This is a genomic window from Stenotrophomonas bentonitica (assembly GCF_013185915.1).
GTDB classification, from domain to species: Bacteria; Pseudomonadota; Gammaproteobacteria; order Xanthomonadales; family Xanthomonadaceae; genus Stenotrophomonas; species Stenotrophomonas bentonitica.
Genome location: NZ_JAAZUH010000001.1, coordinates 2,101,746 through 2,126,727 on the forward strand (window position 1 = coordinate 2,101,746; position 24,982 = coordinate 2,126,727).

The 24,982-nt window shown below is 66.1% G+C and carries 28 protein-coding genes and 2 tRNA genes; 18 read left to right on the forward strand and 12 right to left on the reverse strand.

Annotation, left to right across the window (positions count from 1 at the left end; genetic code table 11):
• Positions 1–8 precede the first annotated feature (8 nt).
• Positions 9–2,303 carry a hybrid sensor histidine kinase/response regulator gene (locus HGB51_RS09225; RefSeq protein WP_171966830.1) on the forward strand — a complete coding sequence of 765 codons (2,295 nt, stop codon included), beginning with the start codon at positions 9–11 and terminating at the stop codon, positions 2,301–2,303.
• Position 2,304: 1 nt separating this feature from the next.
• Here the strand turns inward: HGB51_RS09225 and bfr are convergent, their stop codons facing one another.
• The 4 genes from bfr to HGB51_RS09245 all read right to left on the reverse strand — a co-directional run bounded on the left by bfr (position 2,305) and on the right by HGB51_RS09245 (position 3,423).
• The gene (gene bfr / locus HGB51_RS09230; RefSeq protein ID WP_070209597.1) at positions 2,305–2,775 is read right to left on the reverse strand and encodes a bacterioferritin; all 471 of its coding nucleotides are present in this window, start codon (positions 2,773–2,775) and stop codon (positions 2,305–2,307) included.
• A gap of 85 nt (positions 2,776–2,860) precedes the next feature.
• Positions 2,861–3,064, reverse strand: a complete 204-nt coding sequence (locus tag HGB51_RS09235) for a (2Fe-2S)-binding protein (protein ID WP_070209598.1) — start codon at positions 3,062–3,064, stop codon at positions 2,861–2,863.
• Positions 3,065–3,222: 158 nt separating this feature from the next.
• Positions 3,223–3,297, reverse strand: a tRNA-Gln gene (locus tag HGB51_RS09240).
• A 49-nt stretch (positions 3,298–3,346) separates the two neighbouring features.
• Positions 3,347–3,423: transfer RNA gene (locus HGB51_RS09245), tRNA-Met, on the reverse strand.
• A gap of 121 nt (positions 3,424–3,544) precedes the next feature.
• Here HGB51_RS09245 and HGB51_RS09250 point away from each other — a divergent pair.
• The gene (locus HGB51_RS09250) at positions 3,545–4,180 is read left to right on the forward strand and encodes an RNA pyrophosphohydrolase (RefSeq protein WP_070209599.1); all 636 of its coding nucleotides are present in this window, start codon (positions 3,545–3,547) and stop codon (positions 4,178–4,180) included.
• A gap of 100 nt (positions 4,181–4,280) precedes the next feature.
• On the opposite strand, the gene rpsI is transcribed toward HGB51_RS09250, so the two are convergent.
• Positions 4,281–4,673, reverse strand: coding sequence for a 30S ribosomal protein S9 (rpsI, locus tag HGB51_RS09255; RefSeq protein ID WP_017354549.1), 393 nt, complete (start codon positions 4,671–4,673; stop codon positions 4,281–4,283).
• Between the two features lie 2 nt (positions 4,674–4,675).
• A complete protein-coding gene (rplM, locus tag HGB51_RS09260) occupies positions 4,676–5,104 on the reverse strand; it encodes a 50S ribosomal protein L13 (protein WP_017354548.1) in 429 nt (142 codons plus the stop codon).
• 150 nt (positions 5,105–5,254) lie between these two features.
• Here rplM and coq7 point away from each other — a divergent pair, with 150 nt between their 5' ends.
• Positions 5,255–5,899 (forward strand): 2-polyprenyl-3-methyl-6-methoxy-1,4-benzoquinone monooxygenase, encoded by a 645-nt coding sequence (gene coq7 / locus HGB51_RS09265; RefSeq protein ID WP_070209600.1) that lies wholly within the window; start codon positions 5,255–5,257, stop codon positions 5,897–5,899.
• Positions 5,900–5,909: 10 nt separating this feature from the next.
• Here coq7 and HGB51_RS09270 read toward each other — a convergent pair whose 3' ends face one another.
• Both HGB51_RS09270 and speD read right to left on the reverse strand, forming a co-directional pair.
• Positions 5,910–6,227 (reverse strand): DMT family transporter, encoded by a 318-nt coding sequence (locus HGB51_RS09270; RefSeq protein WP_070209601.1) that lies wholly within the window; start codon positions 6,225–6,227, stop codon positions 5,910–5,912.
• A 169-nt stretch (positions 6,228–6,396) separates the two neighbouring features.
• Complete coding sequence (gene speD / locus HGB51_RS09275) at positions 6,397–7,191, reverse strand: adenosylmethionine decarboxylase (RefSeq protein ID WP_005411315.1); 795 nt, start codon at positions 7,189–7,191, stop codon at positions 6,397–6,399.
• Positions 7,192–7,362: 171 nt separating this feature from the next.
• Here speD and crp point away from each other — a divergent pair, with 171 nt between their 5' ends.
• Both crp and HGB51_RS09285 read left to right on the forward strand, forming a co-directional pair.
• Positions 7,363–8,028 carry a cAMP-activated global transcriptional regulator CRP gene (crp, locus tag HGB51_RS09280; protein ID WP_070207875.1) on the forward strand — a complete coding sequence of 222 codons (666 nt, stop codon included), beginning with the start codon at positions 7,363–7,365 and terminating at the stop codon, positions 8,026–8,028.
• Positions 8,029–8,105: 77 nt separating this feature from the next.
• Positions 8,106–8,864: a sulfite exporter TauE/SafE family protein gene (locus HGB51_RS09285; protein WP_070207876.1), complete on the forward strand. Its 759-nt coding sequence runs from the start codon at positions 8,106–8,108 to the stop codon at positions 8,862–8,864.
• Here the strand turns inward: HGB51_RS09285 and HGB51_RS09290 are convergent.
• The 4 genes from HGB51_RS09290 to HGB51_RS09305 all read right to left on the reverse strand — a co-directional run bounded on the left by HGB51_RS09290 (position 8,861) and on the right by HGB51_RS09305 (position 12,065).
• Positions 8,861–9,577: a haloacid dehalogenase-like hydrolase gene (locus HGB51_RS09290; RefSeq protein ID WP_070207877.1), complete on the reverse strand. Its 717-nt coding sequence runs from the start codon at positions 9,575–9,577 to the stop codon at positions 8,861–8,863. The genes HGB51_RS09285 and HGB51_RS09290 overlap by 4 nt on opposite strands.
• Positions 9,574–10,377, reverse strand: a complete 804-nt coding sequence (trpC, locus tag HGB51_RS09295; protein WP_070207878.1) for an indole-3-glycerol phosphate synthase TrpC — start codon at positions 10,375–10,377, stop codon at positions 9,574–9,576. Before trpC ends, HGB51_RS09290 begins: the two co-directional genes overlap by 4 nt.
• Positions 10,378–10,440: 63 nt before the next feature.
• Positions 10,441–11,478, reverse strand: coding sequence for an anthranilate phosphoribosyltransferase (gene trpD, locus HGB51_RS09300; RefSeq protein WP_070207879.1), 1,038 nt, complete (start codon positions 11,476–11,478; stop codon positions 10,441–10,443).
• On the reverse strand, positions 11,475–12,065 hold the full coding sequence (locus HGB51_RS09305) for an anthranilate synthase component II (protein WP_070207880.1): 591 nt from the start codon (positions 12,063–12,065) through the stop codon (positions 11,475–11,477). The genes trpD and HGB51_RS09305 overlap by 4 nt, the downstream gene beginning before the upstream one ends.
• A gap of 540 nt (positions 12,066–12,605) precedes the next feature.
• Between HGB51_RS09305 and HGB51_RS09310 the strand changes: the two genes are divergently transcribed.
• The 13 genes from HGB51_RS09310 (at position 12,606) to HGB51_RS09370 (ending at position 24,975) form a co-directional block, all read left to right on the forward strand.
• Positions 12,606–12,959, forward strand: a complete 354-nt coding sequence (locus HGB51_RS09310) for a hypothetical protein (RefSeq protein ID WP_128457255.1) — start codon at positions 12,606–12,608, stop codon at positions 12,957–12,959.
• Positions 12,960–13,187: 228 nt separating this feature from the next.
• Positions 13,188–13,934 carry a hypothetical protein gene (locus HGB51_RS09315; protein ID WP_003050429.1) on the forward strand — a complete coding sequence of 249 codons (747 nt, stop codon included), beginning with the start codon at positions 13,188–13,190 and terminating at the stop codon, positions 13,932–13,934.
• Positions 13,935–14,053: 119 nt separating this feature from the next.
• On the forward strand, positions 14,054–14,266 hold the full coding sequence (locus HGB51_RS09320) for an AlpA family transcriptional regulator (protein WP_003050427.1): 213 nt from the start codon (positions 14,054–14,056) through the stop codon (positions 14,264–14,266).
• 42 nt (positions 14,267–14,308) lie between these two features.
• The gene (locus HGB51_RS09325) at positions 14,309–15,184 is read left to right on the forward strand and encodes a ParA family protein (RefSeq protein ID WP_003050424.1); all 876 of its coding nucleotides are present in this window, start codon (positions 14,309–14,311) and stop codon (positions 15,182–15,184) included.
• A complete protein-coding gene (locus tag HGB51_RS09330; RefSeq protein ID WP_003050422.1) occupies positions 15,168–15,437 on the forward strand; it encodes a hypothetical protein in 270 nt (89 codons plus the stop codon). The genes HGB51_RS09325 and HGB51_RS09330 overlap by 17 nt, the downstream gene beginning before the upstream one ends.
• Positions 15,430–17,103: a ParB family protein gene (locus HGB51_RS09335; RefSeq protein WP_003050404.1), complete on the forward strand. Its 1,674-nt coding sequence runs from the start codon at positions 15,430–15,432 to the stop codon at positions 17,101–17,103. Before HGB51_RS09330 ends, HGB51_RS09335 begins: the two co-directional genes overlap by 8 nt.
• Positions 17,104–17,117: 14 nt before the next feature.
• Positions 17,118–17,678 carry a DUF2857 domain-containing protein gene (locus HGB51_RS09340; RefSeq protein ID WP_003050401.1) on the forward strand — a complete coding sequence of 187 codons (561 nt, stop codon included), beginning with the start codon at positions 17,118–17,120 and terminating at the stop codon, positions 17,676–17,678.
• A gap of 3 nt (positions 17,679–17,681) precedes the next feature.
• Positions 17,682–18,914, forward strand: a complete 1,233-nt coding sequence (locus tag HGB51_RS09345; protein WP_003050398.1) for an STY4528 family pathogenicity island replication protein — start codon at positions 17,682–17,684, stop codon at positions 18,912–18,914.
• A gap of 419 nt (positions 18,915–19,333) precedes the next feature.
• Complete coding sequence (locus HGB51_RS09350; RefSeq protein ID WP_003050396.1) at positions 19,334–20,128, forward strand: PFL_4669 family integrating conjugative element protein; 795 nt, start codon at positions 19,334–19,336, stop codon at positions 20,126–20,128.
• Positions 20,125–20,652, forward strand: coding sequence for a DUF3158 family protein (locus HGB51_RS09355; protein ID WP_003050393.1), 528 nt, complete (start codon positions 20,125–20,127; stop codon positions 20,650–20,652). Before HGB51_RS09350 ends, HGB51_RS09355 begins: the two co-directional genes overlap by 4 nt.
• A gap of 73 nt (positions 20,653–20,725) precedes the next feature.
• On the forward strand, positions 20,726–21,178 hold the full coding sequence (locus HGB51_RS09360; RefSeq protein ID WP_003050391.1) for a single-stranded DNA-binding protein: 453 nt from the start codon (positions 20,726–20,728) through the stop codon (positions 21,176–21,178).
• A 276-nt stretch (positions 21,179–21,454) separates the two neighbouring features.
• Complete coding sequence (locus HGB51_RS09365; RefSeq protein WP_003050384.1) at positions 21,455–23,488, forward strand: DNA topoisomerase III; 2,034 nt, start codon at positions 21,455–21,457, stop codon at positions 23,486–23,488.
• Positions 23,489–24,417: 929 nt separating this feature from the next.
• Positions 24,418–24,975 (forward strand): hypothetical protein, encoded by a 558-nt coding sequence (locus HGB51_RS09370; protein WP_003050381.1) that lies wholly within the window; start codon positions 24,418–24,420, stop codon positions 24,973–24,975.
• Positions 24,976–24,982 lie beyond the last annotated feature (7 nt).

A 24,982-nucleotide genomic window follows, 5' to 3' on the forward strand; every position in this document is an offset into this window, starting at 1 on the left:
CACTCTGGCTGGCGGCGATTGCCGCCGCGCTGGCGGCCACCGCCAGCGGCATGGCACTGGCCGGCGCCAACGGACCGTGGCCGGCGATTGCCGCCGGCACCGCCGCCGCCGCCGTGATCGCCGCGCTGCTCGCCGTGGGTCGTTGGCGCGAGCTGCAGGCACAGCTGGTACTGGGGCAGCGCCGCAGCGAGGCGCTGGCCGGCGAGCGCGACCACCTGCAGCGCGCCGTGCAGCAGCAGGACATGCTGGAGCGGGAGCTGCTGCAGGCCAAGCAGGCTGCCGAAGCGGCCGCGTTGGCCAAGGGCGAATTCCTGGCCACCATGAGCCACGAGATCCGCACCCCGCTCAACGGCATCCTGCCAATGCTCGACCTGATCGCACGCGGCCAGCTCGGGACCGACCAGCGCCAGATGCTGGCCACCGCCACGGTCAGCTCGCAGCAGCTGCTGCGGATCGTCGACGACATCCTCGATTACTCCCGTCTGGAGGCCAAGGGCCTGGACCTGGAGATCACCACCTTCAACCTGCGCGAGCTGCTCGAAGGCATCGTCCAGCTCATGCAGCGCAGTGCCGAGGCCAAGGGCCTGGCGGTCTCGCTCGAACTGGACCCGGCGGTGCGGCTGTCGGTGCGTGGCGACCCGGTGCGGCTGCGCCAGGTGCTGGGCAACCTGATGGTCAATGCGATCAAGTTCACCGAGCGCGGCCAGATCCGCCTGAAGGTGACCCGCCTCGGCGAGACCGGCAGCGAACACCAGCTGCGCTTCGAAGTGATCGACACCGGCATCGGCATCGACGGCACGCAGCAGGCGCGGCTGTTCCAGTCCTTCAGCCAGGCCGACGCCTCGACCACGCGCATCTATGGCGGCACCGGCCTGGGCCTGGCGATCTGCAAGCGCATCATCGACCTGATGCACGGGCAGATCGGGGTGAGTTCGACCCCGCGCCACGGCGCCACGTTCTGGTTCGAGATTCCGCTGCTCAAGGTGGCCGGCGACCTGCCTGCGGTGCCCGCCACCACCCGTGCACTGCTGGTCAGCGAAGACCCGCTGCTGGTGCAGCGCCTGCAGCGCGTGCTGCAGCACCACGACATCCGCCTGCACACGGTGGACAGCGCCTCGGCCGCGCTGGACATCCTGCGCGCGCCGGTGCGACCCGGGATCGAACCGGACCTGGTCTGGGTCATAGCCGATACGCATGCGCTGCGCCACGGTGCGACCGCGCTGCATCGCGCGGTCCTGCACGACGCCCGCACGCCGACCCCGCGCCTGCTGTGGCTGCAGGGCGAGGAACCGCTGGCGGCGCTGCTGCGCGAGAACACCCAGGTCCTGCCGCGCGACACCGACGAGGCGCTGCTGCATGCGCTGCTGCGCCCGGCGCAGGTCAGCGCGCGCCCGGCGCCGCTGCTGGCCAGCGTGGAGCCGTACAGCGGCCCGGTGGAGGCCCCGCAGCTCGGCCTGCGCCTGCTGCTGGTGGAAGACAACAGCACCAACCTGCTGGTGGCCCAGCGCCTGCTGCAGGTGCTGGGCTGCACCGTCACCACCGCCAACGACGGTGAGCAGGGCCTGGCGCAGTTGCAGCGCCAGACCTTCGACCTGGTGTTGATGGACTGCCAGATGCCGGTGCTGGACGGCTACAGCGCCACCCGCCGCTGGCGCGAACAGGAAGCCGAGCAGGGCCACACGCGCCTGCCGATCGTGGCGATGACCGCCAACGCGATGGCAGGCGACCGCGAGCGCTGCCTGCAGGCCGGCATGGACGACTACCTGTCCAAGCCGGTCAACCGCGAGTCGCTGCAGGCCTGCCTGCTGCGCTGGCAGTTCCGCATGGAAGACAACGCCGCCGACGCACGCAATGTGCGGGCGGCAGCGCCGTCCGCCCCGAGTCCCCCGCCGCTGCCGCCGGTGATGGCGCCTGCGCTGCTAGATAGCAGTGATGAGCCCAGCCCTTCAGTGCTCGACGCCGAGGTGCTGGACGAACTGCAGGAGGTGATCGGCGCGGAGATCGCGACCATCATCGGGGTGTTCCTGGAAGACACGCCGCCCCTGATCCGCCAGTTGCAGGACGCCTCGGTGGAGGCCGACCTGGAACGACTGCGGGCACTCGCGCACAGCCTGAAGTCGGCCAGTGCGAACGTGGGGGCGATGGCGCTCTCGGTGGCGGCGCGTCGGATTGAACACGACGCCCGCGCCGGTACGCTGGAACGCCCGGCCGTGGCCGTGGCGCTGCTGATTGCCGAGTACGCGCGGGCCCGGCTGGCGCTGGCCGGCTACCAGGCCAGCGTGCGCGCCAGCGAGCTGCGCTGACTCACTCTTCCAGCTTGGTGAGCAGGTAGTTCGGCTCGCCGATGCGCTCGATCAGTTCCAGCTGGGTTTCCAGCCAGTCGATGTGCTCTTCCTCGTTGTCGAGGATCTTCACGAACAGCTGGCGGCTGACGTAGTCGGCTACCGAATCGGCATACGCCACCGCTTCGCGCAGGGTGACCACGCCTTCGCGTTCCAGCGCCAGGTCGCACTGCAGGATTTCGGTGGGGTTCTCGCCGATGCGCAGCTTGCCGAGCGCCTGGAAGTTCGGCAGGCCTTCAAGGAACAGGATGCGATCGGAGAGCACGTCGGCGTGCTTCATCTCCTCGATCGATTCCTTGTACTCGTGTTCGGACAGTTCCTTCAGACCCCAGTTCTTCAGCATCTTGGCGTGCAGGAAGTACTGGTTGATCGCGGTCAGCTCGTTGTAGAGGACCTTGTTGAGGAATTCGATGACCTTGGCGTCGCCCTTCATGACCGTGCTCCTGCAGCGTGAAAACGCCGGCACTGTAGCGCGTCACGCGCCGTCATGATGAAACGCGAATCAGAACCGCTTGCCGTCAGGCAACCAGGCCCAGGACAGGCAATGGCAGGTCATGGGTGTTACGGGCCTTGGCCAGCAGGTCGGCGGCCATGTCCAGGCAGGAACCGCAGGTGGCGCCACAGCCGGTGCGCATGGTCAGCTCGGACACGCTGGCGACACCGCTCTGGGCGGCTTCGCGGATCTGGTGGTCGGTAACCCCATTGCAGATGCAGACGTACACGGACGGACTCGGCAGGCAGGCCGGGATCGGCCTTTGGCTATTTCAATCGAAACGAGAATGGTTGTCAATTCCGTGAATGAATCATTCTCGATACGGTTCAGCCTGCCCGCCGGGCGGCAAAAAAAAAGACCGATCTTTCGATCGGTCTCTCTCGTATTTGGCTGCCCCGGATGGATTCGAACCACCGAATGCCTGAGTCAGAGTCAGGTGCCTTACCGCTTGGCGACGGGGCAATAACTGCGTGCAATTGTTGCACTTTTTCACTAGAAAACCAAGCGGACTTGGTGGCTATGGGTGGACTCGAACCACCGACCCCAGCATTATGAGTGCTGTGCTCTAACCGGCTGAGCTACATAGCCCTAGTGAGCCGGCAATTCTGGACATGTAAACCGAATCTGTCAACACTTTTTCACCGCGCTTGTGAGTGGAGTGCGGGCATGGCACAGTCCCGACCAGTAGATTTTTCTAGGAGTCCGCATCGTGATCGATCCGGACGGCTATCGACCGAACGTCGGCATTGTGCTGATGCGGCAGGACGGGCAGGTGTTCTGGGCACGACGTGTGCGCCGGGATGGCTGGCAGTTCCCGCAGGGTGGCATGAACACCGACGAGACGCCTGTCGAAGCCATGTATCGCGAGTTGCATGAAGAAACAGGCCTGTTGCCCGAGCACGTGGAAGTGCTGGGTGCGACACCCGGCTGGCTGCGCTATCGTCTGCCCGCCCGTGCCATCCGCCGCAATGAGAAGCAGGTCTGCATCGGCCAGAAGCAGGTCTGGTTCCTGCTGCGCCTGGCCGGCGACGAATCGCACGTCAAACTTGACCATACCGACAGCCCCGAGTTCGACCAGTGGCGCTGGGTGGACTTCTGGTACCCGGTGGAACACGTGGTGATGTTCAAGCGCGGCGTGTATGCGCGCGCGTTGCGCCACCTGGCGCCGCTGGCGCGGGGCGTGGCCGGCACCGGCGTGGATTCGATGCCCAGGTCCGCACAGGAAGCCTGGATGCCCGGCAATGCGGCCGGGCACGACCGTCCGCGCAAGCGCGCTCCGGCGCCCAAGCGCGGCGGCGGCTACTGGCCGCGCAGCAAGGCCAAGGGCGAGCCGGGCGCGGTCTGAACCCTTTTGACCCCGCTGAAACGACAAAAGCCCGGCCGAAGCCGGGCTTTTGCTTTCCTCCCAGCGGGATCCCGAAGGATCCCACGCCAGGCGCGATGGATCAGCGCTTGGAGAACTGGGTGGCGCGACGTGCCTTGTGCAGGCCGACCTTCTTACGCTCGACTTCACGGGCGTCACGGGTCATGAAGCCGGCCTTGCGCAGTTCGGACTTCAGGGTTTCGTCGTACTCGACCAGCGCGCGGGCGATGCCCAGGCGGATCGCACCGGCCTGGCCGGTGGTGCCGCCGCCAGCGGCGGTGACCATGATGTCGAACGATTCGGTGTTCTTGGTCAGTTCCAGCGGCTGACGCACGATCATGCGTGCGGTCTCACGGCCAAAGAACTCGTCCAGCGGACGGCCATTGACGGTGATGTTGCCGGCGCCCTTGCGCAGGAACACGCGGGCGGTGGAGGACTTGCGGCGGCCGGTGCCGTAGTTTTGAGTGATAGCCATGATTAGATATCCAGAACCTGGGGCTGCTGAGCGGCGTGCGGGTGCTCGGAACCCGAGTACACCTTGAGCTTGCGGTACATGGCGCGGCCCAGCGGGCCCTTCGGCAGCATGCCCTTGACGGCGGTTTCGATGACGCGTTCCGGGTGGCGCTCAAGCGCCTGGGCCAGGGTTTCGGTCTTCAGGTTGCCGATGTAGCCAGTGAAGCGGTGGTACAGCTTGTCCTGCAGCTTGTTGCCGGTGACGGCAATCTTTTCTGCATTGATGACAACCAGGTAATCACCGGTATCAACGTGGGGGGTGTAGACCGGCTTGTGCTTGCCGCGCAGACGGCGGGCCAGCTCGGTGGACAGACGGCCCAGCGTCTTGCCGGAGGCGTCGACGAGATACCAGTCGCGCTGGACGGTCTCGGACTTTGCAGTGAAAGTGCTCATGAAGGAACTCAGGTAGGTCGGGCTCATTGCGGCCATGGAGCGGCCGGAACTCTGCCACGCGTTGTGAAGAGGCGGGATTGTACAGTGCAACCCTTGACCATGCAAATGGGCGAGAATCACCCTTCCCCCGCCGCCGCGATGCCCACCCGGATGACCGCGAACCGCCAGATCACCCCGCTCGACCACCTGCTGACCGAGGCCCAGCGCGCCCTGGACACGGTGTTCGGCAACCCGCCCGCGAGCCGACCCTACCCGGCCGAGGCCACCGACGAGGCCCCGTTGGCCGGCGCCGAGCGCCGCCATGCAGCGGGCCTGATGCGGATCAACCATGTCGGGGAGGTCTGCGCGCAGGGCCTGTACTTCGGCCAGGCGGCCGTGGCGCAGGAGCCGCAGACCCGCGCCCACCTGCTCGAGGCGGCCCAGGAAGAGACCGACCACCTGGCCTGGTGCGCGCAGCGCCTGCGCGAGCTGGACAGCCGGCCCAGCCTGTTCAACCCGATCTGGTATGCCGGCAGCTACACCATCGGCACCCTGGCCGGCCTGCGCGGAGACGGCTGGAACCTCGGCTTCGTGGTCGAAACCGAGCGCCAGGTGGAAGCCCACCTGGATGAGCACCTCGACACCCTGCCCCCGGCCGACCAGCGCAGCCGCGAGATCCTCAAGGTGATGAAGATCGACGAGGCCCGCCACGCCGACCATGCCGAGCATGCCGGTGCGCGCAAGCTGCCGTTCCCGATTCCGGGGGTGATGGCGTTGGCTTCCAAGGCAATGAAGACCATCGCGTACCGGTTGTAACGCACGACGGTCAGCCGGAAACCAGCTTCAATCCAATCACGCCCGCCACGATCAGGCCGATGCACGCCAACCGTGGCGCCGAGGCGCTGTCGCCGAACAGGAAGATGCCGAGGATCGCCACGCCCAACGCGCCGATCCCGGTCCAGATGGCGTAACCGGTCCCGACCGGGATGGTGCGCAGGGCCTGGGTAAGCAGGTACAGGCTGATGCCCGCCGAGATGATGGTGGCCACGGTCGGCCAGGGCTTGGTGAAGCCGTCGCTGTATTTCAGGCCAAGCGCGAAGCCGATTTCGAACAGGCCGGCCAGCAGCAGATAGATCCAGGGCATGGGGATTGCCTCCTAAACAAAAACAAAACGGCCCGGTGTCTTCACACCGGACCGTCATCGGTAGCTTGCCGTGGAACAACAACTCTGCGCAAAACAGATGTTCCACAGGGCGGGACGTCCCGCCTTGTGCAGCACCGCCCGGGCCAGGACCGGGCGGGTGTCGCGTGTATTACTCGGACAGATTGCGCCCGTGGAACAGCTCTTCGATCTCACGCTTGAGCAGCGCTTCGATCTTCATGCGTTCCTTGAACGACAGGTTCTTGGCCTTCTCTTCGAACAGGTACTGGTCCAGGTCGAAGTCCTTCAGGTGCATCTTCGTGTGGAAGATGTTTTCCTGGTAGACGTTGACGTCGAACATCTCGTAACGCGACTTGATGTTCTTGGCCAGGAAGTTCTGGATCGAGTTGATCTTGTGGTCGATGAAGTGCTTCTTGCCCTTCACGTCACGGGTGAAGCCACGGACGCGGTAGTCCATGATCACGATGTCCGATTCCAGGCTCTCGATCAGGTAGTTCAGCGCCTTCAGCGGCGAAATCACGCCACAGGTAGCCACATCGATGTCCGCGCGGAACGTGGCGATGCCTTCCTGCGGGTGGGTTTCGGGGTAGGTATGGACAGTGATGTGGCTCTTGTCCATGTGCGCTACCACGGCGTCGGAGATCAACTCCTTGCCCGCCAGCTTCTTGTCGATCACCGGCTCTTCGGAGATCAGGATCGTCACCGAAGCGCCCTGCGGATCGTAGTCCTGGCGCGCGACGTTGAGGATGTTGGCGCCGATGATCTCAGCGACATCGGTCAAGATTTGAGTCAGCCTATCGGCGTTGTACTCTTCATCGATGTATTCAATGTAACGCTGACGCTCCTCTTCGGTGCGGGCGTAACACACGTCATAGATGTTGAAGCTCAGCGCCTTGGTGAGGTTGTTGAAACCCTGCAACCTCAGGCGAGGCAACGGCTTGACCACGGCGGTCGATCCTGTGTGTGGTGGGAAAGGAACAATTATGGGGCAAACTGATCGAGGGCGAAACTTGCATTGAAACAAGTTGCTGTGTTGGGGTTTGCCCTTCACAACCCTGATCGTTAAGCTCGCGGCACATAGCCGTGAATTGTTCATGAGCAAAGGGAGCGCCTCAACGTGTCATCTGTGCGCCTTGCCACGAGTCCATTGGCCCTGGACATCGCCACCATAGATCGCTTTCTGGCCCACAGCCACCGACGCCGCTACCCAGGCCGCACCGATGTTTTCCGCCCCGGCGACCCCGCGGGCACCCTGTACTACGTGATCAGCGGCTCGGTTTCCATAATTGCCGAGGAAGAGGACGACCGCGAACTGGTCCTGGGCTACTTCGGCTCGGGCGAGTTCGTGGGCGAGATGGGCCTGTTCGTGGAGACCGAGCGCCGTGAGGTGATCCTGCGCACCCGCACCCCGTGCGAGCTGGCCGAGATCAGCTACGAGCGGCTGCACCAGCTGTTCCTGGGGCCGCTCTCCACCGACGCCCCGCGCCTGCTCTACGCGCTGGGCCAGCAGGTCTCCAAGCGCCTGCTGGACACCAGCCGCAAGGCCAGCCGGCTGGCGTTCCTGGATGTCACCGACCGCATCGTGCGCACGCTGCACGACCTGGCCCGTGAGCCCGAAGCCATGAGCCATCCGCAGGGCACCCAGCTGCGCGTGTCCCGCCAGGAGCTGGCGCGGCTGGTGGGCTGTTCGCGTGAAATGGCCGGGCGGGTGCTCAAGAAGCTGCAGAGCGACGGGCTGCTGCACGCCCGCGGCAAGACCGTTGTCCTGTACGGGACGCGCTGATTCCGGTTGCCGGCCCACGGCCGGCCGTACGGTGGGGCATGACAGTGCCCTTCACACGGTGCCGGTAGGCTGAATGCATGGCACCTGGCAGCGAATTCTACTGGTTCATCCTGATCGGCCTCGGCGCGCAGCTGGTCGACGGCGCGCTGGGCATGGCGTTCGGGCTGGTGTCCTCGTCGGTGATGCTCAGCATGGGCATCCCCCCGGCGGCGGTCAGCGCAAGCGTGCATACCGCCGAGGTGTTCACGACAGGCGCCTCCGGGGTGTCACACCTGGTGGCGGGCAACGTGGACAAGCGCCTGTTCCTGCGCCTGGCGTTGCCCGGCGCGGTGGGAGGGGTGGTCGGCGCCTATGTACTGACCCAGCTGCCGGGTGAGGCGATCCGCCCCTTCATCTATGGCTACCTGCTGGTGCTGGCGGTGTTCATCCTGCTGCGCGCGGCCGGGCGGCTGGTGCCGCGCCAGGAAGTGAAGCGGGTGCCGGTGCTGGGCTTCTTCGCCGGGCTGCTGGACGCCAGCGGTGGCGGCGGCTGGGGTCCGGTCGCCACCTCCACCCTGCTCGCCCGCGGCGGTCAGGCGCGCACCACGATCGGCACGGTCAATGCCGCCGAGTTCGTGGTGACCCTGGCGGTGTCGATCACCTTCCTGCTCTCGATGGGACTGCAGTACCTGAACATCGTGGCCGGCCTGCTGATCGGCGGCATGATGGCCGCCCCGCTGGCGGCCCTGCTGGTGAAGCGCGTGAAGGAACGCTGGGTGCTGATCGCGGTGGGCGTGCTGGTGCTGTCGATCAGCCTGTTCCAGATCGGCCATGCGTTGAAGGGGTGGTTGGGTTAACCCCGGTCACCGCCTCTATCCACGCAACCCCAGTTGAGGATCCGGGTGCCGGGCTTCAGGACCTGGCGGAAGTAGGCCACCTTGGACACCTTCGGGTTCACCACCACCGGCTCCTTCGCGGCCAGCAGCAGCGGCAGGTCGGCGGTACTGTCCGAATAGGCTACGTCGATGTCGCCGTAGCCCCGCTCGCGCAGCATGCGCATCTTTTCTTCGTTGTGGCAGTGCCGGGTGGCGCCCACCGCACCAAAACGCGGCCCGACTTCGCTGCCGATCACCGGCACGCCCTGGTGGGCCACGAACGCCAGGATCGCGCGGGCCAGCTCCGGCGGTGCGCCGGTTGCCACCACCACGCGGTCGCCCTTGGCACGGTGTTCGGCGAACACCTGCAGCGCCTGCGGCAGCAGCTTGGCGCGCAGCTGCGCCTCGTGCTTGAGCACGTAGGCGTCGATCACCCGGTTGAATTCACGCGCACGGTGCAGGCCGAACGTGGCGATCCAGACATAGACCGAGATGCCGGTACGCCGCGTCGGCAGCATCGCCACCAGCGGCCCGGCGACCGGGGTCACCAGCAGCGCGGCGAGCAGCCGCAACGGGTTGCGCTTGATCAGCGAGGCGAACAGGTGGCTGCCGGAGTCGCCGTCGTACAGGGTGTGGTCGAAGTCGAAGACCACCAGCGGCGCGTCGTCGTGCGGAGTCGGGTAGTTCGCTGTCATGCGCTGAAGAATAGCTGACGCAGGCCCTCGCCGGGTTCTTCGACGCGCATGAAGGCCTCGCCGACCAGGAACGCATGCACCCCGGCGTTGCGCATCAGGGTCACGTCGTCCGGGCCGAGGATGCCGCTTTCGGTGACCAGCAGGCGGTCGCGCGGCACGGCCTGGCGCATGTCCAGGGTGGTCTGTAGCGACACCTCGAAGGTGCGCAGGTTGCGGTTGTTGATCCCGATCAGCGGCACCGGCACCTGGATGGCGCGCTCCAGTTCGTCGATATCGTGCACTTCCACCAGCACGTCCATGCCCAGCTGCATCGCCAGGTCGGACAGCTCGGCCAGCTGGCGGTCTTCCAGGGCGGCCACAATCAGCAGAATGCAGTCCGCGCCGAGCACGCGCGCTTCGTACACCTGGTAGGCGTCGATCACGAAATCCTTGCGCAGCACCGGCAGCGTGCACGCGTCGCGCGCCTGCTGCAGGTAGGCGTCGGCGCCCTGGAAGAAGTCCACGTCGGTCAGCACCGACAGGCAGCTGGCGCCGCCGAACTCATAGCTCACCGCGATGTCGGCCGGGTGGAAGTCCGGGCGGATCACGCCCTTGGACGGGCTGGCCTTCTTCACCTCGGCGATCACCGCCGGGTTGCCGGCGGCGATGGAGGCGCGCAATGCATCGGCGAACCCCCGGACCGGCGGCGCCGTGGCCAGGCGTTCCTGGAGCGCTTCCAGCGGCACCCGCGCACGGCGCTCGGCCACTTCTACGGCCTTGCGGGCCAGGATGGTCTCGAGGATGTCGCTCTTGTCGCTCATGTCGTTCGGGGTCCTTCAGGGCGGCCATTATCGGCCAGCCCCGGGTGATGCGTGAAGGCGGGCTCAGCCCGCCGTGCGGATGCGCCGGGTGGCGTCCACGTAGTCGTGCATGCGCTGGCGGGCGCTGCCATCGGCAATGGCGGCGCGGGCACGGGCCAGGCCGTCGGCGATGCTGCTGGCCACGCCGGCCACGTAAAGCGCCGCGCCGGCGTTGAGCGCCACGATGTCCAGCGCGGGGCCCGGCTCGTTGTCGAGCACCCCGCGCAGCATCGCGATGGACTCTTCCGGACCGCTCACCTTGAGGTTGCGGCTGGCCGACATCGCAATGCCGAAATCTTCCGGATGGATCTCGTACTCGCGCACCTTGCCATCGCGCAGCTCGCCGACCAGGGTGCCGGCGCCCAGCGAGATCTCGTCCATGTTGTCGCGGCCCCACACCACCATGGCGCGCTCGGCACCCAGCTCGCGCAGCACGCGCGCCTGGATACCGACCAGGTCGGGATGGAACACGCCCATCAGCACGTTGGTGGCACCGACCGGATTGGTCAGCGGACCAAGGATGTTGAAGATGGTGCGTACGCCCATCTCGCGGCGCACCGGCGCCACCACCTTCATCGCCGGGTGGTGCATCGGCGCGAACATGAAGCCGATACCGGTTTCCGTAATCGCCTGCGCCACTTCTTCCGGGCGCAGTTCGATGACCGCACCCAGCGCTTCCACTGCGTCGGCGCTGCCGGACTTGGAGGACACACTGCGGTTGCCGTGCTTGGCAACCCGCGCACCAGCCGCAGCGACCACGAACATGGCGCAGGTGGAGATGTTGAAGGTATGCGAGCCGTCGCCACCGGTGCCGACGATGTCGATCAGGTGCGACTTGTCCTGTACCGGTACCGCCAGGGCCAGCTCGCGCATCACCGTGGCCGCACCGGCGATCTCGCCGACCGTTTCCTTCTTGACCCGCAGGCCGGTGAGGATCGCCGCGGTCATCACCGGCGAGACCTCACCGCGCATCACCTGGCGCATCAGGTCGACCATTTCGTCGAAGAAGATTTCGCGGTGTTCGATGGTCCGCTGCAGCGCTTCGTGGGGGGTGAAGGTCATGCGCGGTGTCCTTGCAGGAAATTCTTCAGCAGGGCGTGGCCATGCTCGGTCAGGATCGACTCGGGGTGGAACTGCACGCCTTCGACCGGGAACTCGCGATGGCGCAGGCCCATGACTTCTTCCATGGAACCATCCTCGTTCTCGGTCCAGGCGGTCACTTCCAGGCACGCCGGCAGCGTGGCCTTGTCCACCACCAGCGAGTGGTAGCGGGTGGCCTGGTAACGGTCCGGCAGGCCGGCAAACACGCCCTTGCCTTCATGCCGGATCGGCGAGGTCTTGCCATGCATGATGGTGCCGGCACGGATCACGTCGCCGCCATAGACCTGGCCGATGCCCTGGTGGCCCAAGCACACGCCGAGGATGGGCGTGGTCGGGCCGAGCCGCTGGATCAGCTCCAGCGACACACCCGCTTCGTTGGGCGTGCACGGGCCGGGCGAGATGACGATGCGCTCGGGTTTCTGCGCGGCAATCTCGTCCACGCTCATCGCGTCGTTGCGCACCACCTTCACCTCGGCACCCAGCGTCTGCAGGTACTGCACGAGGTTGTAGGTGAAGCTGTCGTAGTTGTCGATCATCAGGAGTCTCATGATTCTAAGTCCTTGATTTCATTAATGTTTTCCATTACACACAACCTCCATTACCCACTTTATTACACACATCGACAGTTGATTGCGATGGACGAAGCGCGAGCATGTGCTGGCTCAAGGTAGCAAGGGCTCCTGAGAGATGTCTTGGCGTGCGCCAGTGCGGTGTACTGACGCAGCGACGGCGCCCGCATGCCAGGGCCAAGTGCTGAGACTGGGCGGACAGACCTACCCCTCGCGGCGACACAGCGCGCGGGGCATCAGTTCTACGACGGGGCTGGGGTGCCAAGGGCATCGGGCAATCTCCTCAAATCTTGGAGCCGCCGTGCCGGGGAGCCTTCTTGAAACCTTGCCTGCCGGTACGGCGGCAAGGTGCGGTCAAGACCGCAACGACATGCCGCTTCCTATTGGAAGCGCCACCACAGAGCGATGTTGGTCGAAGCGGTACGGGTCATGGACAGACCAAAGTGTTGAATTTAAAAGCCAGAACTCGGCCCGAGTACACCCGAACGGAATTCCAAAGTAAGCCTGGGGAATTTTACCATGAGCATGTTAGGCAAAGCCACTTCCTGGAATGCCAGGGCATTCATCACCCCGCCCATCTACCTCGGACCGGACGACAACACTTCCAGTCTCGAAACCAGAGAGCAAGTAGACCAACTGCTACGGACTTGTGAGCATCGAATCTCAGGTTGGCAGTCATCTGGACCTGCGCGGGTGATGCTATATCGCTATATCAGCATCCGGGGCAGATATGACACCGCCGGATTTTCTCTGCCGACCCTAGGTCCCGGAGAACAGAAGCCGTTGATCGCAGCTTCTGAAACCATCGCCGTATCAGACCATACCAAATCGGTTTTGCGGGGAACAGCGCAGCGCATGACGCTGGTACCGTGAGCGCCAATATCGAGCTTTCGTCCTCATCGCTCGATGGGCCGGCAACCGATCGATTCTTGCACAACGAGCAAGACGAGGCCACCTACAGCGGACGCCAAACCAATCACCTCGCCCGTCTACGTTCAGGGCATCTTCCCAGGCACCCGCGGAAGGTCATAACGACACAGCAGCCCTTGGCAGGGCAAGAAAGGAGCCGGTGATGTAGCGCTTCCGAAAGGAGACGAAGACATGCACAAGGACATTCCAACATCGAAGGTGTTCTATCGTCCCATCGAGGCTGCCATACGGTGGGCCGGGTTGCTGCGGTACCTGCCGATGATCCTGGCTGCGATCGCGTCACCGCGCTTCCTGCCTCCATCGTTGAATTGCCCGCGATGGAATGAGTGCCGGCTGTACTCGGAGCGTATCTATGACGGCATCCTCAACGGGGAGCTGCCCTACGGCCAGAACGGCATCACGCTCAATGATCCGAAGCTGCTGCAGTCGCCGGATCTGACCGTTCGCCATGTCGATCTGAAGCGCTGGATGCGCAACCACTATCCCGAGCACCGGCCAGGATTCCTGTTCAGCCGTGGCGAACGCATGGCGCATCCTTTTATCACCTTGGAAACAGGACAGGCGATCCTGATCGAGCGACTGGCCCTTCAGGCGGCCCTGGAGCATGCGCGTCGCCAGATGCAGGAATTGCAGGAGCAGCGCGACACCTTGCTCAAGCAGTCCACCGCGCTGCTGGCTTCCAAGCAATGCGAGATCAGCGAGCGAGCGGAGACGACGTATCTCAACATCATCGGCGGGATGCTGACGCTGATGCTGGGCCAGTCCCCTTCGGGTGTGCCCTATTCCAGCTTCAAAACACAGGAGGCACTCGTCTCGGCATTGGTCGCCCACTTCGGCGGCACCATGGGCATCACGGAGCGAACCTTGAACGGCAAGTTCGCCAACGCCAGGAAGTACGTCCGTAGCGCAAGCGCATGAGGTTTTTCCAGCTTGTATGTGCAACCGCGGAGATTGCATTTGCAATGTCTTTCCGCAGCCAGGTCTATTGAATAAAGGTCACGCCAACAAACGCCACCGAGCGTTCAGGAGTGACCGCCATGTCGCAGCCCCCTGTACTCCCGCCGAACGAGCGCCGCATCCTGCGGCTCGATGAAGTCGAAGCCAAGTCCGGCTTCAAACGCGCCCACATTTACAACCTGATGAAGAAGCGCCAGTTTCCCCAGGCGCTGCGCCTGGGCGTGCGCGCCGTCGGCTGGGATTCGATCGAAATCGACCAGTGGATCGCCGAGCGCCTCAACCACCGGACCTGACCCGTTCTCCCGCGGACTTCCCATTCCCAGCCGGAGAGCGCCATGCAGGTCGTATCCATCATTTCAACGAAGGGCGGCGTCGGCAAGACCACGACGGCCGCCAACCTGGGCGGGCTCGCCGCGGACGCGGGCCTGCGCGTGCTGCTGCTCGATCTCGACGTGCAGCCCACCTTGTCCTCCTACTACGAACTGACCCAGCGCGCGCCGGGCGGCATCTATGAGCTGTTGGCCTTCAACGAGCGCGACCTTGGCCAGCTCGTGTCCCGCACGATCATCGCGGGCCTGGACCTGGTGCTGTCCAACGACCACCGGGGCGAGCTGAACACCTTATTGCTGCATGCGCCGGATGGCCGCCTGCGGCTGCGGCATCTGCTGCCAGCACTTGCTCCCCTCTACGACCTGGTGCTGATCGACACCCAGGGCGCGCGTTCCGTGCTGCTGGAGATGGCGGTGCTCGCCTCCGACCTTGCGCTGTCGCCCGTCACGCCGGAAATCCTCGCGGCCCGGGAGCTTCGACGCGGCACCATGCAGTTGCTCGAAGACATCGCGCCGTACCGGCACCTGGGCATCGAACCGCCGCCGCTGCACCTGCTCATCAACCGCGTCCACCCGGTGTCGGCGAACGCCCGACTGATCCAGCAGGCCCTGCGCGACCTGTTCCAAGACCATGCCGGCATCCGCGTGCTCGCCACCGACGTGCCAGCCATCGAAGCCTATCCGCGCGCCGCGACGCGCGGCCTGCCGGTGCATCGGGTCGAGCACCGCCAGCCGCCCGGCAGGGTCGCGCCGGCCTCGCTCGACACGATGCGCGCGCTCGCAAGCGAGCTGTTCCCGCAATGGCAGGACAGATTTGCCGCAATGTCCGGTCGCCCGCCACGTCCTCTTGATGCCGGGAGGTCCCATGGCGAACGCACATGAACTGGCCCGCGGCCACAAGCGGCTGCGCGCGCTGATCGAGTTCGCGGTCGGTGAAGGCTGGCACGTCAAGCGCACGCCGGGCGGGCACCTCAAGTTCACCAAGGCCGGCTGCGCGGCGATCTACACCAGTTCGACCGCGAGCGACCACCGGGCCGAATTGAACGCCCGTGCGCAGATCCGCCGCGCCGAGCGAGAGGCCCGCATGGCGCCGGCCGGCGGTCGTGGGGACTGCGAGGGGTGCGGCCATGGCTGACATGACCTCGCAGGACATGGCCGGCAAGCTGCTCGCGGCCGGCTTCGAGCGCAGCGGCCCAGCGGCTACGGCCTTGAGCGACCCGATCGCGGACACGCCCATGGTCGTGACGCTGGACCAGCTGCGGCCCTACGACCATGACCCGCGCATGAAGCGCAACCCCGCCTACGAGGAAATCAAGGCGTCCATCCGCGAGCGCGGCCTGGACGCGGCGCCAGCCATCACCCGCCGGCCCGGCGAGGACCACTACATCATCCGCAACGGCGGCAACACGCGGCTGGCGATCCTGCGCGAACTCTGGTCGGAGACCAAGGACGAACGCTTCTTCCGCATATCGTGCCTGTTTCGGCCATGGCCGGAGCGCGGTGAAATCGTCGCGCTGACCGGGCATCTTGCCGAGAACGAACTGCGCGGTGGCCTCACGTTCATCGAGCGCGCGCTCGGCGTCGAGAAAGCACGCGAGTTCTACGAGCAGGAGAGTAGCGCCGCCCTGAGCCAGTCGGAACTGGCCCGCCGCCTGGCGGCCGATGGGTTCCCCGTCCAGCGGTCGCACATCACCCGCATGGCCGACGCGGTGCGCTACCTGCTGCCCGCCATTCCCACTGTGCTCTATGGCGGCCTGGGGCGCCACCAGGTCGAGCGGCTGTCGGTCATGCGGACGGCCTGCAAGCGCACCTGGGAGCACTATGCCAAGGACCGCACGCTGCCGCTGGACTTCGACAGCTTCTTTCAGGAGGTGCTGGCGCAGTTCGACACGCAGGGCGACGAGTTCGCGCCGCAGCGCGTGCAGGACGAGCTGATCGGCCAGATGTCCGAGCTGCTGGGCATCGGCTACGACGTGTTGGCGCTGGACCTGACCGAATCGGAAAGCCGCCACCGGGCGCTGGTCAGTGACCCGACGCCACCTGCGGCGCCGCCGGCGTTGCCTTCGCCCACCGCCGGCACGCCGCCTCCCCCGGGCGTAGCATCGTCCATCGCCAAGCCTGCAGCGGCGGCCAGTCCTCCACCCGCCAGCCCTCCGGCGTCCGAGCCCACCTTGCGCGAGGATACGGCCCGAGAGACGACAACGGAAAGCCCCACGGCCGCACCAGGCGATCTGCTTCTCGAGCACATCGTCTCGCCGGCACCGACGACCGAACGGCTGCAGTCGATCCAGCGCATGGTTGCCGACCAGTTGGGCGATGCGCTGCCGCCCGACTTCTCGGCGAGCGTGCTGCAGTCCATCCCGGTGCAAGCCGGCGGGCTCTATCCGATCTCCGACGTCTGGTACATCGACGCCGGCCTGGACACGCCCGATCGGCTGCGCATCCACATCGCGCAGTTCGCGCGCGAGATCGCCGGGGAGGCAGCCCTGGACGAGTGCATCGAGGATCGCTCCGATGGCATCGGCTTCGTTTGCTGCGCGCCCGCCCATGCACCATCGCCGCTCGGCCGGGCGGTGCTGGCGCTGCTCATCACTCTGACGGGTCAGCCCACTGCTGAAGCGGGCGTGGATGGCGCGCAGCTCGCCGCCGACTTGCCAGCACTGCTGCACGGCCAGGGTCAACACCACGGCGACTGCACAAGGCGCTTGAGCGACACGGCGTTGGTCAAGCTATTTCGGCTGCTCCGCCTGGCCCGGCGTCTGCTGGACCTGGAAGCCGGCACCACGGCGCCCGGGACGTGAGCGAGGGAGGCCGCATGTCCACATCGCATCCGCTCAACCAGGCCGTGATTGCCCAGGCGCTGTATGACCTTCGCAACGGCCAACTGCGCCGCTGCAAGGCCATGGGCTTCGGCGAGGCCGAGCTGGATGCGCTCAAGCACCCCGCGCTGATCAGCGTGCTGGCCAACGCCAGCGTCTCGTGGTGCTCGGTCACGGTCAACCGCGAAGTGCTGCAGCGCCTGCTCAACCAGGCACAGGACGTGGAGAAGGAAATCGCCACGGTCGATCGCATGCTGCGGCTGGGGGCCAGCACGGAGATGGTCAGCCGCTTCTATGGCCTGACCCATCAGGAAGTCGCCCTGCGGCGGGAGATCCTCGGCCTGCCCAAGCGCAAGGGGCGCCACCCCGTCCTGGACGAGACCCAGGACACCGAACTTTGGCGGCAATGGAAAGCCGTGACCAGCAGCAGGAACGTCGATCTGGAGGATGAGACCTCGATTCTCGATGCGGCCATGGACCTGGCCGAGGGCATGTCACTGCCGCTCTCGGTGGTCTGGGCCGCGATCAGGAACTGGGTCGATCAGGGATTGGACTAGGCCATGGCCGTGGACGACACCGCCCCACGAGCCCCGCGTCAAGGCCCCATCGCACTCGCCGACCTGTTCGACGCTGCGCTGAAGGACCTCACGCCCAATCCAAATCCCCGCGCGCCAGCGCCCATGGCAGTGCCCACGCCTGCGGCGTCCGGCGACGCCTTCCTATTCAGTGGCAATCGGCACGAGAGCGTGCCGCGGCGGCTGTTCGTCGACCGCCGCCTGACACCGCTGGAGCGCAACGCCTGGCAGGTGTTCCGGCTGATGCTCAACGACGACGGCGTCACGACGTTCCCGACCTATGAGCAGTTGCGCCCATGGCTGGCGTCCATGCCCTGCGCGGGACAAGCCTCCCACGAGACCGTCGCGCGGGCGCTGACGCTGCTGCGCCTGACGCGCTGGCTGAGCCTCGTGCGACGACGGCGCGACCCCAAGACCGGCCGCATCCTCGGAAACCTCTACGTCCTGCACGACGAACCCCTGACACTGTTCGAGGCCATGCAGCTCGACGCCGACTACCTGGCCCTGGTCAGCCAGTCGCTGGGGCATTCCGCCAAGGCCGTCCAGGTGGTGGGACTCAACACCCTCCAGGAGATCGCGGACGACCCGATGTTGTCCGGACGCACCTTGCCGTCGCGGCTGCAAGTGCTCGCCGAGCGCCTGGCCGACCAGGGCATCACCGCCACCGCAAGTTATCCACAGGAGGATGCGATCCACGATTCCGAAGAAGGGCCCGCCAGCCTTCTTCGGAATGGCGAACGCCCTTCTTCGGAATCCGAAGCAGGGCCGAAACCCGCGCCAGACGGCGCTCTTCGGAATCCGAAGCAGGACCGTACAGTACGTAGTAGTCGTATTGATGAAGTACGTACTACCGCGCAGGCGCGCGCGCTGGGCGACCTGCAATGGCCCAAGCGTTTCGCGGAACTGAAGGCGGAACAGCAAGCCGGCGCCAGGATGGCGTTGCAGCAAGTGGACGCTGCCCTGCGGCAGGCTGTGCTGGACGAGTGGGCCGCACGGTGCGGCAAGCATGGCATCCGCAACCCCGCCGGGTACCTGTTCGGCATCATCCAGCGCGCCATGCGCGGCGAGTTCAATGCGTGGGCCAAGCAGACCAGCCCGGCAGCGCCAACACCATCGGCGGCGCGAGCGCCACCGCCCGAGCCGCCGCGCAACGTCGTGCCGCCCGCGGTGGCCCGGCAGCACATCGAGCGCCTGCGCGATCTGCTGCGCAAATCCTGAGCGCAGGGCCTGGCAAGGCCATGAAGCAGACCTCCTTGGCGGTCGGCAGAAACGGTCCCCAGGGGACGGCTGTGTGGTGAAACGCCGGACGACGGCGCGACATGCTGCGCAAAACCTGAGTAGAGCGCCTGCAAGACCATGAAGCAGACCTCCATGGCGCTCAACGGAACGGTCCACTGGGGACGGCTGCGCGGCGAAGGATCGTGTCGAACGGCAGCGCGACGTGCGGTGCAGTACGCATACCGTCAACGACCGAGGCACGGAGCGCCAACGTGAATGCTCCGGCCTCCAAGGGACCGTTGCGCGCTGCGCCGCCAGCGCGCATAGAACCGGGGGCCGGCTCATTTCGGTTTGTTGACTGACTGCCTTCCGCTGCATGCGGATGCTGGCGGCTCCCTGTCCAACTGCGAGCGCTCACCATGGCAACCAGCAACGAACCATTGCAACTCAACCTCGGCTCCCTGCGCAGCGCGATGTCGCTGACGCTGCACACGCATCACGCTTCCCGCATCTGGCACGGCCGCGCCGCCGCCGAAGGGCGACCCGGCATCGTCGGCCTGAACGGCTACATCGCGGTGATGAATAAGATGAAGCGCGGCTCGGAGCAGGACGACCCCTACAGCGACTGGTGGATGCTGCGCATCGAGGACAAGCTCGACCAGACCAGGACCACGCTGCAGACCTTGCGCAAACAAGTGGACCAGGCACTGGCGGGCGTGCCTGCGGCATTGAGCCTGGGCGAGAACCTCAACGTGCAGCCCGTCAAGCTGCCGCTGTTCGTCAATGCGCAGTTGGGCTTTGCCGCCGTCTATCTCCTGGCCGACTACGACGACATCGCGCGCAAGCTGATCCTCGCCCACCACACCGCGCTGATCGACCGCAGCACTTTGGAGCGCTGGCTCAACGAGGGCGCGCACGCGCTGCGCAGCCTGTTCTCGCTGGCCCAGCAGTACCGCTACTCGGGCTGCACCCGCGACGATTTCGCGGCGAAGAATGCCGCAGCGCGGGTCGCGCTGGAGAAGTTCGGCGAGTTGCCGCAGGACGTCCTCGAAGGCACGCGCCGCTCGACGTTTGCGCCACCCATGGTGCGCCGTGGTCTGCAACAGCGCGGTGAGAATCCTGCCGCAGCCGCTACCAGCGTCGATGGTGATGCGGCCGCTGCTGCCGACCCGTCCGAAGGCGCAGCCACTGCCGGCGAGGACGAATCCGCATGAGCGATCTGAACCAGCCGACCCGCTACTTCCGGGGCCTGCAACAGGGAGCCTTCATGCGCCTGGAACACGCGGCCTCTCTAAAAGGCCTTTTAAAGCCTTTTAAAGGTAAAGGGGACTTGGAGGCCTGGGCCAGCCAGTGCTTCGCCATGCGCGACGAGTTGATCGGCCTGGCGCAGCGACAAGTGCTGCAACAGGCCGGTGGGCATCCCTTCCATCTGCTGCCCGTGGAACTGGCCCAGCAGACCACTGGCGCGGGAACGACGTTCCTGCGCTGGCGCAGGAACGACCGCTCGGCCATGGGCGTGGCCCTGTGGCAGGAGCTGATGGCGAGCACCAGCACGCCGGTCAACCTGCTGGCCGACCTGCACGCGATCGAGCTGCAGCGCATCACGCTGAACATGCAGATCAGCCTGTTGCACACCCTGGGTAGGCAGGCCCAGGAGTGCGCCAGCAAGGCCGCCGAGGCGGAAGACGCCTACCTGCGCCGGCTCGCGTCCATACCCCCCGGAGTGCGCGATCGGTGATCGCGTCGGGCACCCCAGCACGCGCCCGACGCCGACATGGCACGGGTATTTCAACCACCAAGGAGATTGCACCATGAGCACGCATTTTTCGGGCGAAGGCAACATCGGCTCGCCCCCCGAGTACCGGGAGTTCCCCAACGGCAACGACGAACCGCGGCGCTTGTTGCGGCTGAACGTGTATTTCGACAACCCCGTTCCCACCAAGGGCGGTGACTTCGAGGACCGCGGCGGCTTCTGGGCGCCGGTGGAAATCTGGCACCGCGACGCCGCACACTGGAAGGACCTTTACCAGAAGGGCATGCGCGTGCTGGTCGTCGGCCGCATGGAGCGCGAACCCTGGACCGACAACGAGGATCAGCCGCGCGAGACCTGGCAGATCAACGCGCGCAGCGTCGGCATCCTGCCGTTCCGCATCGAGTCCGTCGTTCTGAGCCCCAAATCGCAGGAGACCGCACAGGACGCGCAGCCCAAGCCCCAGGCCGCCCAGGAACCGGCAGCGTCGAAGGAGCCCAAGCGCAGGAAGTGATCCGGCGTGGGGGCGGCCGCAGTACGTTGCCGCCCCCCATGTCCTCGCGAGCTATCCCCAGGGGATAGCTCCATCAGCGTCCACCGGCTTCCGCGCGCTCCCGAACATCGCGGCTCCCGGCTCGCACACCGCCGGCCGCACGCCATCCCGCCCAAGCCGTTCCATCGGCGTGAAAGCGGTCGCTGCCGCATGCAGCTTGTTTGCTGCTGCCCCAACAGGCGCTCGGCATCCTCGATCCCAGCAACTCCATGAACAACGGGAAGCGGATGGACGGACATGCGGCTGTTTCTGTGCGAGAAGCCCTCCCAGGGCAAAGACATCGGCCGGATTCTCGGCGCCACGCAGCGCGGTGAAGGCTGCCTCAACGCCTCCGGTGTCACGGTCACCTGGTGCATCGGCCATCTCGTCGAAGCGGCAGCACCCGAGGTCTATGACGCGGCGCTCAAGCGCTGGTCGCTGGAACAGCTGCCCATCATTCCCCAGCAGTGGCGGGTCGAGGTCAAGCCGAAGACCGCCACGCAATTCAAGGTCGTCAAAGCGCTTCTGGCGAAGGCGACCCAGCTTGTCATCGCCACTGACGCCGACCGCGAAGGCGAACTGATCGCACGCGAGATCATCGACCTGTGCGGCTACCGCGGTCCCATCGAACGCCTGTGGCTGTCGGCGCTCAACGATGCGTCCATCCGCACCGCGCTCGCCAAGCTGCGGCCCTCGGCCGAGACGCTGCCGATGTATTACTCGGCGCTGGCGCGCTCGCGCGCCGACTGGCTCGTGGGCATGAACCTCAGCCGGCTGTTCACCGTGCTCGGGCGGCAGGCCGGCTACGATGGCGTGCTGTCGGTCGGGCGTGTACAGACCCCGACGCTCAAACTCGTGGTGGACCGCGACCGAGAGATCGCGGCCTTCGTGTCCGTGCCGTACTGGGCCATCGACGTGTCGCTGTCCGCAGGCGGTCAGACGTTCACCGCGCAGTGGGTGGCACCCGATGCCAGCACCGACGACGCCGGCCGCTGCCTGCGGCAGCCCGTCGCACAGCAGGCCGCGCAGCAGATCCGCGCCGCGGGCAGTGCCCAGGTGGTGTCGGTCGAGACCGAGCGCGTGCGCGAAGGCCCGCCGCTGCTGTTCGACCTGGGCACCTTGCAGGAAGTCTGTTCCAAGCAGCTTGGGCTGGACGTGCAGGAAACCTTGGAGATCGCCCAGGCCCTGTACGAGACGCACAAGGCCACGACGTACCCGCGCTCGGATTCGGGCTACCTGCCCGAAAGCATGTTCGCCGAAGTGCCCACGGTCCTGGACAGCCTGCTCAAGACCGATCCCACGCTGGCCCAGATCATGGGCCAGCTCGACCGCACCCAGCGCTCGCGCGCCTGGAACGACGGCAAGGTGACGGCGCACCACGGCATCATCCCGACGCTCGAACCCGCGAATCTCTCCGCCATGAGCGAGAAGGAACGGGCGTTGTACCGGCTGATCCGGGCACATTACCTGGCCCAGTTCCTCCCGCACCACGAGTTCGACCGCACCGTGGCGGATCTCTCCTGCGGCCAGCAGAAGCTGGTGGCTACGGGCAAGCAGGTCGTCGCCCGCGGCTGGCGCCTGGTGCTGGCCGAGTCCGAACGTGAAGGCAGCGCCGATGAGGATGGCGACGCCCCCGTGCGCACCCAGGTGCTGCCTGCGCTGCGTGACGGGATGGCATGCCAGGTCGCCGGGGCCGACATCAAGGCCCTCAAGACGATGCCGCCCAAGCCCTATACCCAGGGCGAACTGGTCAAGGCGATGAAGGGCGTTGCGCGTTTCGTGACCGACCCGCGCCTGAAGCAGAAGCTCAAGGACACGACGGGCATCGGCACCGAGGCGACGCGGGCCAACATCATCAGCGGGCTGATCGCCCGCGGCTATATCGTGAAGAAGGGGCGCTCCATCCGCGCATCGGATGCGGCGTTCACGCTGATCGACGCCGTGCCCGCGGCGATTGCCGACCCCGGCACCACCGCCGTCTGGGAACAGGCGCTGGACATGATCGAGGGCGGACAACTCACCCTGGATGTGTTCATCGGCAAGCAGGCCGCCTGGATTTCGCAGTTGATCGCGCAATACGGCAGCACGTCCCTGTCCATCAAGGTTCCCCAAGGACCGGCTTGTCCGCAGTGCGGCGCACCCACGCGCCAGCGAACCGGCAAGAGCGGCCCGTTCTGGTCGTGCAGTCGCTACCCCGACTGCAAAGGCACGCTGCCGGTGGCAACCGGCACGTCCAGGCGTGGTGCCTCGCGTCCACGCCGTACCAGTGGCGGTGGCCGCAAAGGCGCCTGACCGCCCCCGTTCCCCGTGAGCCATGCCCGCCATCGGCGGCGTGGCCCGTGTCCCGCATGCCCTGCGGGACGCCCCAGCGCGCAACGCCTTCTTGCTCCGTGTGCGCGTCCCGTCCGGCCGGCCCCGGCCGCGGGACCTGAAGGTGGCTTCTCCGCGAACCGCACCCCGCGCGTTCTCCTCGTCTGCATTCCTTCCGCCGCTGCGAAGGGTCCCCCGATGGCTTGCCTGTGCGAGCCATCCGGAGACCCTTCGCGGTCAGCGGTATTCGGTGCCGGTGCCCGCCGGCGCAAAAACGGGCTCCCTTTGTGCGCGGATGTGCGCCAGACGATGCCGGCCCCAGCCACGACATGGGCCGGGTGTGATTGCTGGATGAGCAGACGGTTCTAGCGACGACCGGGCCTGCCAATCAGCCCACGGGTGGTTCTTCTTTCCTCCCGAGCCGAAGGCCCCTGGGGCCTTCGGCGCCTTTCTCCTGCCTTTCAACGCCCCGGCCAGGGCGATGGCCCTGCGCCACACGAACGGGAGACCCACATGACCGCCAACATTGCAATCCGCCTCACTACGCACCGCCGATGCACCGAACTGCAAGGCGATCGGCAATTCCATGGCCGTGCTGTGCGTCGCGTGGCTGGGGACGCCGGCTGGTGCAGTACCTGCACAAGACGGGATCGATCGCTTCGGATTGATGCAAGACGCGGCCGGCGGGTCGCGCGATCCTCCCTCCTGCATTGCCGACGCATCGGCAACAGCCAGCAGCCAGGGTGTCCAGACTGCCGTGGGTTCCGCCCACGCCACCCGCCAGTTCGCCCCGGCATCTCTCCGGCGAACGCTGCCCACCGGGCATCGATGCCACCTTCCTCCAACCCACGGGATGTATGCCGCGTCCCGTCAGGGGCGTGTCGTCAACCCGGTCGATATCAGGACTTCCCATGGACACCATCACCCGACAAGACCGCATCACCCTCAAGAACCTCAAGGTCGCGGATTTCGCGAGCGAGGAAACGCTGTGCTTCACCGCCACCGTCATGTTCGACGGCAGGCCCATCGCCGAAGCCCGCAACGACGGACACGGCGGCTCGACGTTCGTGCGCGCGTTGCAAGGCCAGGCCGCGCTGCTGGCCCAGGCCGAGGAATTCGCCAAGAGCCTGCCGCCGGCATCGCTCGACGTCGAACGCGAAGACGACGAGCCGCTTCTCATCGACATGACGCTCGACTTCCTAGTGGACCAATTGGCCGATGCCATGCACGCGGAGCGCAAGCTGCGCACCGCGTTCAACCGCGACATCGGCAACAAGGTGCTGTTCATCAAGGACGGCAGGCTGCTGTTCCTCAAGGGCATCAAGCTCAAGGCCATTGCCGACCGCGCAGCGTATTTCGCAAAGCTGCGCAGCCGACAGGACCAGCCCATCGTCATCCTGGCCGAGCTGCCAGCGGACGAGGCATTCGCCATCTGGAAGCAGCATGTCCTGGGCGACAAGCCCCGCTGATCCAGCC

Excerpts from the sequence above, each read along its gene's own strand:
- trpD (WP_070207879.1), bottom strand. The coding sequence starts at position 11,478 with ATGACCTTCACCCCCCACGAAGCGCTGCAGCGGACCATCGAACACCGC.
- HGB51_RS09270 (WP_070209601.1), bottom strand. The coding sequence starts at position 6,227 with ATGCCCTGGATCTATCTGCTGCTGGCCGGCCTGTTCGAAATCGGCTTC.
- HGB51_RS09310 (WP_128457255.1), top strand. The coding sequence starts at position 12,606 with ATGAGCATGTTAGGCAAAGCCACTTCCTGGAATGCCAGGGCATTCATC.
- HGB51_RS09340 (WP_003050401.1), top strand. The coding sequence starts at position 17,118 with ATGTCCACATCGCATCCGCTCAACCAGGCCGTGATTGCCCAGGCGCTG.
- rplM (WP_017354548.1), bottom strand. The coding sequence starts at position 5,104 with ATGAGCACTTTCACTGCAAAGTCCGAGACCGTCCAGCGCGACTGGTAT.
- HGB51_RS09355 (WP_003050393.1), top strand. The coding sequence starts at position 20,125 with ATGAGCGATCTGAACCAGCCGACCCGCTACTTCCGGGGCCTGCAACAG.
- HGB51_RS09360 (WP_003050391.1), top strand. The coding sequence starts at position 20,726 with ATGAGCACGCATTTTTCGGGCGAAGGCAACATCGGCTCGCCCCCCGAG.
- HGB51_RS09335 (WP_003050404.1), top strand. The coding sequence starts at position 15,430 with ATGGCTGACATGACCTCGCAGGACATGGCCGGCAAGCTGCTCGCGGCC.
- HGB51_RS09345 (WP_003050398.1), top strand. The coding sequence starts at position 17,682 with ATGGCCGTGGACGACACCGCCCCACGAGCCCCGCGTCAAGGCCCCATC.
- HGB51_RS09305 (WP_070207880.1), bottom strand. The coding sequence starts at position 12,065 with ATGAGACTCCTGATGATCGACAACTACGACAGCTTCACCTACAACCTC.
- HGB51_RS09290 (WP_070207877.1), bottom strand. The coding sequence starts at position 9,577 with ATGACAGCGAACTACCCGACTCCGCACGACGACGCGCCGCTGGTGGTC.
- HGB51_RS09330 (WP_003050422.1), top strand. The coding sequence starts at position 15,168 with ATGGCGAACGCACATGAACTGGCCCGCGGCCACAAGCGGCTGCGCGCG.
- HGB51_RS09315 (WP_003050429.1), top strand. The coding sequence starts at position 13,188 with ATGCACAAGGACATTCCAACATCGAAGGTGTTCTATCGTCCCATCGAG.
- coq7 (WP_070209600.1), top strand. The coding sequence starts at position 5,255 with ATGACCGCGAACCGCCAGATCACCCCGCTCGACCACCTGCTGACCGAG.
- bfr (WP_070209597.1), bottom strand. The coding sequence starts at position 2,775 with ATGAAGGGCGACGCCAAGGTCATCGAATTCCTCAACAAGGTCCTCTAC.
- HGB51_RS09365 (WP_003050384.1), top strand. The coding sequence starts at position 21,455 with ATGCGGCTGTTTCTGTGCGAGAAGCCCTCCCAGGGCAAAGACATCGGC.
- HGB51_RS09320 (WP_003050427.1), top strand. The coding sequence starts at position 14,054 with ATGTCGCAGCCCCCTGTACTCCCGCCGAACGAGCGCCGCATCCTGCGG.
- trpC (WP_070207878.1), bottom strand. The coding sequence starts at position 10,377 with ATGAGCGACAAGAGCGACATCCTCGAGACCATCCTGGCCCGCAAGGCC.
- HGB51_RS09370 (WP_003050381.1), top strand. The coding sequence starts at position 24,418 with ATGGACACCATCACCCGACAAGACCGCATCACCCTCAAGAACCTCAAG.
- rpsI (WP_017354549.1), bottom strand. The coding sequence starts at position 4,673 with ATGGCTATCACTCAAAACTACGGCACCGGCCGCCGCAAGTCCTCCACC.
- HGB51_RS09350 (WP_003050396.1), top strand. The coding sequence starts at position 19,334 with ATGGCAACCAGCAACGAACCATTGCAACTCAACCTCGGCTCCCTGCGC.
- HGB51_RS09325 (WP_003050424.1), top strand. The coding sequence starts at position 14,309 with ATGCAGGTCGTATCCATCATTTCAACGAAGGGCGGCGTCGGCAAGACC.
- HGB51_RS09285 (WP_070207876.1), top strand. The coding sequence starts at position 8,106 with ATGGCACCTGGCAGCGAATTCTACTGGTTCATCCTGATCGGCCTCGGC.